Raw genomic sequence first — 8611 nt, 5'->3', positions numbered from 1 at the left:
CAGGTCGTCCAAGAGGATACATGAGAACTTTCGGGATCTCTCGTGTAACTTTCCGTGAAATGGCGAACGAAGGGTTAATCCCAGGTGTTAAAAAAGCTTCTTGGTAATATTTTATCAATAAGTTATTAAATATAAAATCCCTTACACATGTGTAAGGGATTTTTTTGTTTAATAATGAGTATACTTTTAGTTGGGCAATTGCTTTGCACAGTGATTTATTGCTATATTTTTATAAAAGGATATCGCTTCAATCACTATTGCAAATTCATATTTATAAAAAAAAATAATTAAGTTTTAATTTCTATTAATTTATAGATATCGTTAAGATTATCAATATAATTTTTTTCATTTACATAATTTTCATTTTTATAAATCAAACAATTTATTCCTGCATTTTTTGCAGTTTGTATTCCAGTTGTAGAATCTTCTATTATTATAACTTCATTTTTCAGTCGGTTTGTTTTTTCTAATGCTTTCAGATAACCCTCTGGATTTGGTTTTCCTTTTTTTACATCGTCGGCTGATATAGTATCATCAAAATAGTTGGATAGATTAAATTCTTGAAATGCATAATCAATCTGCTGTCTAGATGAATTGGAAACAAGAATGATTTGAATATGATTCGATTTTAATGTTTTTAATACATCTATTGCTTGTTCGTTTAGTTTTATATGGTCATGAAAATTATCGGTATAGAATTTTTCTGTCCAGTGTATAATGTCTTGGTATAAATGTTTTGTAAAACGTTGTTGATGTTGTAACATTATTTCAATAGCTTCATGAGTAGTGAAATTAATTCCATCATTTTTCAACAATGGTGTAACGTCTAATTGATATGTTTTTATCACTTTGTTGAATAAATTTTCCCAAAATGATAAACTGTCGACAATAACGCCGTCAAAATCAAAAAATACAGCTTTTATCTTTTCCATGTAATTGTATTGTATGCTGCATTCCAAAATAGGAATTCTAATTCACTTGCTTTTGTAAAGGCTTCTAGCATTTGTGTACGAACTGTAGTTGTAGTTTTTTCAGCAATGATATCTACATAATTTATTGCTTTGGTTACTCCATCAGCGAACTCTTCGCCACTATATGTTTCTATCCATTTGTTGTAGGGATTATTATTTTCTGTTTGATTTTTTAAAATTTCATCACCGACTTTTTTATAAATCCAAAAACATGGTAAAATAGATGCCACTGCAACCTCTATAGAATCAAAAGCAAATGTACTTTTTAGGAAATGGGTATAGTGATGGCATATAGGTTCTATTTCTATTTTCAGATTTTTTTCTAGACCAAAAAGTTCAAAATAATATTCGTGTAAGGCACGTTCTACAATAAGAGCATTTTTTCCAAAATCAAAAAAATCTATCGCTTGCTGATTATCTTCTAACTTGGAACCAATAGCTGCTAACACTCTACCAAAATGTTCCAGATATTTTGCATCCTGCATCATATAGTATTGAAATTTTTCTATTGGTAATTTTCCGTTTTGCAATTCGGTAATAAACGGCATTACTAGAATATCATTATAAATTGGAGTTATTTGCTCCCAAGCTTCAGTTGTAAATTTCATTTGTTTTTAATTTTTGAGGGTTGAATAGATGGTTTAATGGTCCATTGCCTTTACCTATGATTAAATCTTTGCTTCCATATATAGCTTGTTCTACATACTCTTGTGCAAGTTTTACACTTTCTTTAAGTGGATGTCCTATGGCAAGGTTGGAAGCAATTGCTGATGATAGAGTACAACCAGAACCATGTGTGTTTTTGGTAATTATTTTTGTAGAAGTAAATGTAGTAGTTGACTTGTTTTGCTGAAATAAGTAACTTATTAATTCCTTTTGTTCTAAATGTCCACCCTTTATTAGAACATTTTTACAATTGAGGTTCAGTATTTTTTCTCCGGCAATTAACATTAGTTCAGTTGTGTTTATTGTTTCATTGACTAAAATACTAGCTTCGTTTAGGTTTGGAGTAATAATGGTTGCTATAGGAAATAAATTTTCTATACATGCTAGTATAGTATCATCTTTTATTAATTGATGTCCACTTGTAGAAACCATAACAGGGTCAAAAACAATAGGACCGTTATAATGTTTCAGTTCATCAGCAATAATTTCTACTAATTCTATACTATGTACCATTCCAATTTTTATAGCATCGGGATATATATCATCTAGAATAGATTTTATTTGTTCGCGTATTGCATTTGCTGGTAGTTCATAAATATTTTTTACTCCAGTAGTATTTTGTATAGGTAATGCTGTTAATACATTGGTTGCATAACAACCATGTGCAGAAATAGTTTTTGTATCGGCTTGTATTCCTGCACCACCACTTCCGTCGAAACCAGCAATACTAAGAACACTTATAGGTTTATGAATAACTGTTTTCATGGATAATTTGTTTTAATTGTTGAGCAGATTTTAGAGGATTTTTGCTTGCACAAATAGCAGAAACAACAGCAATACTATCAGCACCTGCTTGTATAACTTGAGCAATATTTCCTTTATTAATTCCGCCAATTGCAATTAGTGGTTTGTCTGTTTTAGATTTTAAAAATTGTAAACCGTCTAAATCCCATTGCGAAAGAGAGTTTGTTTTTGTTGGAGTAGGATAGATTCCTACTCCCAAGTGTTGTACAAATTCCAATTCTTCTGGAATTAGTTGATCTATGGTTTCAATTGACCAACCAATAGTTTTAGGAGCTTTTGGGTTTTTATTAATTTCTGAAGGTTTGTGATCGGTTTGCCCAACATGTATTCCAAAACTTTTTATTTCTATTGCAATTTCTACAGAATCGTTGATTATTAGAGGTATGTTGTAATGATTTGTTAACTTTTTTAAATCATTGGCTTTTTGTAAAAATGTATCGAAATTAGAATCTTTTTCTCTTAACTGTATAATGTCAACTCCGCCTAAAATAGCTTGTTCAGCAACTTCTAACCAAGGTAAGTGTGTACAATCTTTTTCTGAAATTACTAAATACAACGGATAAGGAAAATTAGGATTAATCTTCATATTTATTGATTTTTAAGTGTTTTTTTATATCATTTTCAGAAAGATGATATAGACAATCTAATAAATTTGTTTGTAAGCTTCCAGGTCCAGTGCTTCTCAGTTGTGCTAACTCTCCGGCTAAACTAAAAAGTGACATGCCACTAAGAGCTTCTATAAATGAATTTTCATTAAGCCCAATAAAAGCACCAATTACTGCGGTTGCCGAACAGCCCAAACCTGTAACTTTGGTCATCATTTCGTGTCCGTTTTTTATTTCGTAAATTTCATCATTCGAAACAACAAAATCTGAAACGCCCGAGATACAAATAATTGCTCCTGTTTTTTGATTTATATTTTTTGCAGCATTAATTGCTTGAATGCTCTGATGAACACTATCAGCACCTTTTCCTTGTATGCTATCAAAAGAATCTAATGCCATAATTTCCGAGGCATTTCCTCTAATTACAGTAGGACGATAAGTTAATAATTCTTTAAGAACATCATTTCTGAATGATGAAATTCCGGCAGCAACAGGATCTAAAATCCAAGGTTTATTAATTTTATTCGCTTTTTTAGCCGCGATTAATTTACTTTCTGCCCAATACTCGTCAATTGTCCCGATATTTATAACGACAGAATTTGCAATTTCTACTAAGTTTTTGACTTCTTTATGAGCATGAGCCATTGCAGGTGAAGCACCAATAGCCAAAAGAGCATTGGCTGAATTGTTCATAACTACAAAATTTGTAATGTTATGTACTAAGGGATTTTTCTTGCGAACGAACAGCAAGTTTTCAATAATTTGATTTTCCATTAATTTATATTTAAAAAAATTAATGGCCAAAGAGGAGAATTATATAAAAAATATAATTAATAAAAAGACATATTGCTTTTCCCTACGTCAGTATGAACTGAATCAGGTTCTAAGAGTATTTCTCAATTCTTCACAGAATACCTCTAAAGCCAATCCAAATATAAATATTATAAATCAATAAATAGAGACTAAAATTTATAAAATATATTAAAATAACTAGGTCTATTAAAAATGTTGAATAATAATTATTCTATATCTTACTATTTTACAAATTTTCTCAAAATAATTATGACAATACCTTCGGTCCGCGCTTTTTGTTACAATCTTTTTCTATGGAAAAAGGATTTCCACTTCAATCGCTATTGCGGTAGTATAAAAGGGATTGAATAAAAATAAATATTATTAATAGTTTGTAATTAAAAAATATACCATATATTTGCAACCCAAATGCATAGTGCATTTAGATTTAAAGTTTAATTTTAAAAGTAGTGTTTCGGCGCTATACTATAGAATTATATTATGTATACAGATCCAATTTCAGATTTTCTAACTCGCGTTAGAAATGCAATGATGGCAGGACACAAAGTAGTGGAAATCCCTGCATCTAAAATTAAAAAAGAGATCACTAAGATCTTATTTGAACAAGGTTACATCTTGAACTACAAATTCGAAGGACAAGATCAACCTCAAGGAACAATCAAAATCGCTTTAAAGTACGACAAAGTTACTAAAGAGCCAGCTATCCGTAAAATCAAAAGAGCTTCAACTCCAGGTTTACGTCAATACGCAGGATCTAAAGAATTACCTCGTGTATTAAACGGTTTAGGTGTTGCTATCATCTCAACTTCTAAAGGTGTGATGACAGATAAACAAGCTCGTCAAGAGAATGTAGGTGGTGAAGTTTTATGTTTTGTTTATTAATCTTTTAAAAAATTAAGAAATTATGTCAAGAATAGGACACGCACATATCAACATCCCTGCTGCAGCAACTGTTGAATTTAAAGATAACGTAGTTACTGTAAAAGGTAACAACATTACAATGACAAGAGAGTTAAAAGAAGGATTTGATTTAAAAATCGAAGACGGAGTTTTAACTGTAGTTCGTCCAAACGATTCTAAAGATAACAAAGCTTTACATGGTTTATACCGTTCATTAATCAATAACATGATTACTGGTGTAACAGAAGGTTTCAAAAAACAATTAGAATTAGTTGGTGTTGGTTATAGAGCATCTAACAACGGACAAAAATTAGATTTGTCATTAGGTTTCTCTCACAATATCGTTATTGAATTACCTGTTGAAATTAAAGTTGAAACTTTAACAGAAAAAGGTAAAAACCCTATTATTACATTATCATCTCATGATAATCAATTATTAGGAATGATCGTAGCGAAAATTCGTTCTTACCGTAAGCCAGAGCCTTACAAAGGAAAAGGAATTAAATTCGTAGGAGAAATTATTAGAAGAAAAGCAGGTAAATCTGCATAAAAATCATTGAAAAATGGCATTATCTAAAGTAGAAAAAAGACAAAAAATAAAAAGACGCGTGCGTCGAAATATTTTTGGAACAGAAACTAAACCTCGTTTATCAGTTTACCGTTCTAACAAAGAAATTTACGCTCAAATTATTGACGATAACAATGGAGTAACTTTAGCTTCTGCATCATCTCGTGAAAAAGGTGTTGCTGTAGAAGGTACAAAATCTGAAGTTTCTGCATCAGTTGGTAAAGCATTAGCTGCTAAAGCTGTTGCAAAAGGAATTGAAACTGTAGTTTTTGATCGTAACGGTTTCGTGTATCATGGTAGAATCAAAGCTTTAGCTGATGGAGCTAGAGAAGGTGGATTAAAATTCTAAAAAAGAGAAAGAAATTATGTTAGGATTTAAAAACGTAGAAAGAGTAAAACCAACAGGTTTAGATTTAAAAGATCGTTTAGTTGGAGTACAACGTGTTACTAAAGTAACAAAAGGAGGTAGAGCATTTGGTTTCTCTGCAATCGTAGTAGTAGGAGATGGAAATGGAGTAGTAGGTTTTGGATTAGGTAAATCTAAAGATGTTGCTTCTGCTATCGCTAAAGCTATCGAAGATGCTAAGAAAAACTTAGTTCGTGTACCATTATTTAATAATACAATTCCTCATGAGCAAGAAGCTCGTTTCGGTGGTGCGCAAGTATTCATCCGTCCAGCAGCAAAAGGTACAGGGGTGATCGCAGGTGGTACTGTACGTGCAGTATTAGAGTCTGTAGGTGTACATGATGTATTATCTAAATCAAAAGGTTCTTCTAACCCTCATAACGCAGTAAAAGCTACTTTCCGTGCTTTATTAAGCTTACGTTCAGTAGAAACAATTGCACGTCAAAGAGGTATTTCTATAACTAAAGTTTTCAACGGTTAAAAAAAAGTATCATGAGCAAAGTAAGAGTAAAACAAACACGTAGTGCTATCAACCGTGATAAATCTCAAAAAGCTACATTAGTTGCTTTAGGATTAAAAAAGTTGAATCAAGTAGTTGAACATGAATCTACTCCTCAAATAGAAGGAATGATCCGTAAAATTCAACACTTAGTAGTAGTAGAAAGAGCTTAATCGCTTTTAACCTTTAAAAATTATTAAAATGAATTTAAGTAATTTAAAACCAGCAGCTGGTTCAGTAAAAAATAAATTCCGTAAAGGTAGAGGTGAAGGTAGTGGAAACGGTTTAACAGCAGGTCGTGGACACAAAGGTGCTAAATCTCGTTCTGGTTATTCAAGAAAAATCGGATTCGAAGGTGGACAAATGCCTTTACAAAGACGTTTACCTAAATTTGGTTTCACAAACTTCAACAGAGTTGAGTATACAGGAATCAATTTGGATACAATTCAACAATTAGTTGATGATAACAAAATCACAGATACTTTAAACAAAGAAACATTAGTTAAATTAGGTTTAGCTCATAAAAATGACTTAGTTAAAATATTAGGTCGTGGAGAGTTAAAAGCTAAAGTTAATGTTACTGCAGATAAATTTACTCAATCAGCTCAAGAGGCTGTTGAGAAAGCAGGAGGTAAAGTAGAATTAGTTAACGCTTAAGAATATATTTTATAGATGAAAGGGTTTATACAGACCATAAAAAATATCTGGAGCATAAAAGAATTGAAGGATAAGTTACTTGTAACTATCCTTCTATTGTTGGTTTATAGATTCGGTTCTCATATTCCACTTCCAGGTGTCGATATTAACGAGGTTAATCGTTTTGTTGCAGACCAAGAAAATGCAAATTCAGGAATTTTAGGATTATTAAACTCTTTTACCGGAGGTTCTTTTAAAAGAGCTTCCGTATTTGCGTTAGGAATTATGCCTTATATCTCTGCTTCAATTGTTGTACAATTGATGGGATTAGCAGTACCTTACATCCAAAAACTACAAAAAGAAGGTGAAAGTGGACGTAATAAAGTAAATCAAATTACAAGATGGTTAACAATAGGTATATGCTTGGTACAAGCACCTGCATATTTAACTTTGATAACTTCTCAGATTTTACCTTATGACCCAACTTCGTCATACGCTATCTATGTTATTCCTCCAACCAATTTTTGGTTTTGGTTTCCTTCAACAATTATTTTAATTACAGGGACAATCTTTGCCATGTGGATGGGAGAAAAAATTACTGACAAAGGAATAGGTAATGGTATATCAATTTTAATTATGGTTGGTATATTAGCCGATTTACCAAAAGCAATATTTAATGCTTTTGAGGTTGATCCTTCAAATGGTATTTTCTTCTTGATAGAAATGTTAGGTTTAATCCTGGTTATTGCAATGTGTATTATGATTGTTGCAGCAGTACGTAAAGTACCAGTACAATATGTAAGAAGAGCACAAACTTCTAGTAGTTCTTATATGAGATCTGTTACAGATTCTGTACGTTCTTATATTCCTCTAAAAGTAAATGCTGCTGGTGTAATGCCAATTATTTTTGCGCAAGCAATTATGTTTTTACCAGGTACATTAGCAAATTATTTCTTAGATGATTCTAGTTCTGTAAAACAATTTTTTGCAAAAATGGCTGATCCATTTACGTGGCAATATAATTTAATCTTCGGATTACTTATTATTATCTTTACTTATTTTTATACTGCGATTACAATTCCAGTAAATCAAATGGCTGAAGATTTAAAACGTAATGGAGGAATCATTCCAGGAATACGTCCTGGAAAGGAAACTGCAAATTTTTTAGACGAAATTTTATCAAAAATTACTTTACCTGGAGCAATTTTATTAACTTTGCTTGCTGTTTTGCCTGCAATTGTAAAATTATTAGGAGTAGATCAAAGTTTATCAATGTTCTTTGGAGGTACGTCAATGTTAATTATGGTGGGAGTTATCTTAGATACTGTACAGCAAATTAATACTTATTTGTTGAATCACCGTTATGATGGACTAATGTCATCAGGACGAACTTCAAGAGATATATAAACTATATATTTATTAAAAAGATTTATGGCAAAACAAAAACATATTGAACAAGACGGTACGATTACAGAAGCATTATCTAATGCAATGTTCCGTGTCGAATTAGAAAATGGACATGTTGTAACATGTAATATATCTGGTAAAATGCGTATGCATTATATTAAGTTACTACCAGGTGATAGAGTTAAAATAGAGATGTCTCCTTATGATTTAACAAAAGGTAGAATATCATATAGATACTAAAAGAAAAAATTTAACGACTGGTGGTAGAGTTAATGTTTAGGCGTTAACTCTATCGGATTATAAATAAATTTACAAAGATGAAAATTAGAGCATCCA

At 31.3% G+C, this 8611-nt stretch carries 13 protein-coding genes, 1 pseudogene and 1 riboswitch; of the genes and pseudogenes, 9 read left to right on the top strand and 5 right to left on the bottom strand.

What is annotated here, in order from left to right:
- Positions 1–107 (top strand): annotated as a pseudogene (locus RT575_RS15375) (30S ribosomal protein S14); the annotation flags it as partial.
- Between the two features lie 180 nt (positions 108–287).
- On the opposite strand, the gene RT575_RS15370 reads toward RT575_RS15375, so the two are convergent.
- The 5 genes from RT575_RS15370 to thiM are packed head-to-tail and all read right to left on the bottom strand — an operon-like array spanning position 288 to position 3820.
- A complete protein-coding gene (locus RT575_RS15370; protein ID WP_313582009.1) occupies positions 288–932 on the bottom strand; it encodes an HAD family phosphatase in 645 nt (214 codons plus the stop codon).
- Entirely contained in the window at positions 920–1579 is a 660-nt protein-coding gene (gene tenA, locus RT575_RS15365; RefSeq protein ID WP_313582008.1) for a thiaminase II, read from the bottom strand. Before tenA ends, RT575_RS15370 begins: the two co-directional genes overlap by 13 nt.
- Positions 1563–2402: a bifunctional hydroxymethylpyrimidine kinase/phosphomethylpyrimidine kinase gene (gene thiD, locus RT575_RS15360; RefSeq protein ID WP_313582006.1), complete on the bottom strand. Its 840-nt coding sequence runs from the start codon at positions 2400–2402 to the stop codon at positions 1563–1565. The genes tenA and thiD overlap by 17 nt, the downstream gene beginning before the upstream one ends.
- A complete protein-coding gene (thiE, locus tag RT575_RS15355; RefSeq protein ID WP_313582004.1) occupies positions 2383–3027 on the bottom strand; it encodes a thiamine phosphate synthase in 645 nt (214 codons plus the stop codon). The genes thiD and thiE overlap by 20 nt, the downstream gene beginning before the upstream one ends.
- Positions 3017–3820 (bottom strand): hydroxyethylthiazole kinase, encoded by an 804-nt coding sequence (gene thiM / locus RT575_RS15350; protein WP_313582011.1) that lies wholly within the window; start codon positions 3818–3820, stop codon positions 3017–3019. Before thiM ends, thiE begins: the two co-directional genes overlap by 11 nt.
- Positions 3821–3882: 62 nt before the next feature.
- A riboswitch (TPP riboswitch) is annotated at positions 3883–3975 on the bottom strand.
- A 364-nt stretch (positions 3976–4339) separates the two neighbouring features.
- On the opposite strand from thiM, the gene rpsH reads away from it, so the two are divergent.
- Genes rpsH through infA form a run of 8 tightly spaced genes read left to right on the top strand, consistent with a single transcriptional unit; the run spans position 4340 to position 8515 of the window.
- On the top strand, positions 4340–4741 hold the full coding sequence (rpsH, locus tag RT575_RS15345) for a 30S ribosomal protein S8 (protein ID WP_019974187.1): 402 nt from the start codon (positions 4340–4342) through the stop codon (positions 4739–4741).
- Positions 4742–4763: 22 nt separating this feature from the next.
- Positions 4764–5309 (top strand): 50S ribosomal protein L6, encoded by a 546-nt coding sequence (gene rplF, locus RT575_RS15340; RefSeq protein ID WP_291100069.1) that lies wholly within the window; start codon positions 4764–4766, stop codon positions 5307–5309.
- Between the two features lie 13 nt (positions 5310–5322).
- Positions 5323–5676: a 50S ribosomal protein L18 gene (gene rplR, locus RT575_RS15335; protein ID WP_286474895.1), complete on the top strand. Its 354-nt coding sequence runs from the start codon at positions 5323–5325 to the stop codon at positions 5674–5676.
- Positions 5677–5692: 16 nt separating this feature from the next.
- Positions 5693–6214 (top strand): 30S ribosomal protein S5, encoded by a 522-nt coding sequence (gene rpsE, locus RT575_RS15330; protein ID WP_409515961.1) that lies wholly within the window; start codon positions 5693–5695, stop codon positions 6212–6214.
- Between the two features lie 11 nt (positions 6215–6225).
- Positions 6226–6405, top strand: a complete 180-nt coding sequence (rpmD, locus tag RT575_RS15325) for a 50S ribosomal protein L30 (RefSeq protein WP_072928713.1) — start codon at positions 6226–6228, stop codon at positions 6403–6405.
- A 28-nt stretch (positions 6406–6433) separates the two neighbouring features.
- Entirely contained in the window at positions 6434–6889 is a 456-nt protein-coding gene (rplO, locus tag RT575_RS15320; protein WP_313386105.1) for a 50S ribosomal protein L15, read from the top strand.
- A gap of 15 nt (positions 6890–6904) precedes the next feature.
- On the top strand, positions 6905–8275 hold the full coding sequence (secY, locus tag RT575_RS15315) for a preprotein translocase subunit SecY (protein ID WP_313582001.1): 1371 nt from the start codon (positions 6905–6907) through the stop codon (positions 8273–8275).
- Between the two features lie 24 nt (positions 8276–8299).
- The gene (gene infA / locus RT575_RS15310) at positions 8300–8515 is read left to right on the top strand and encodes a translation initiation factor IF-1 (RefSeq protein ID WP_019974180.1); all 216 of its coding nucleotides are present in this window, start codon (positions 8300–8302) and stop codon (positions 8513–8515) included.
- Positions 8516–8611 lie beyond the last annotated feature (96 nt).

Origin of the sequence: Chishuiella sp. (assembly GCF_032109125.1) — a bacterium.
GTDB lineage: Bacteria > Bacteroidota > Bacteroidia > Flavobacteriales > Weeksellaceae > Empedobacter.
The sequence above is the reverse complement of the archived record's forward strand: the minus strand, read 5'-3'. Positions and strand labels throughout refer to the sequence as shown.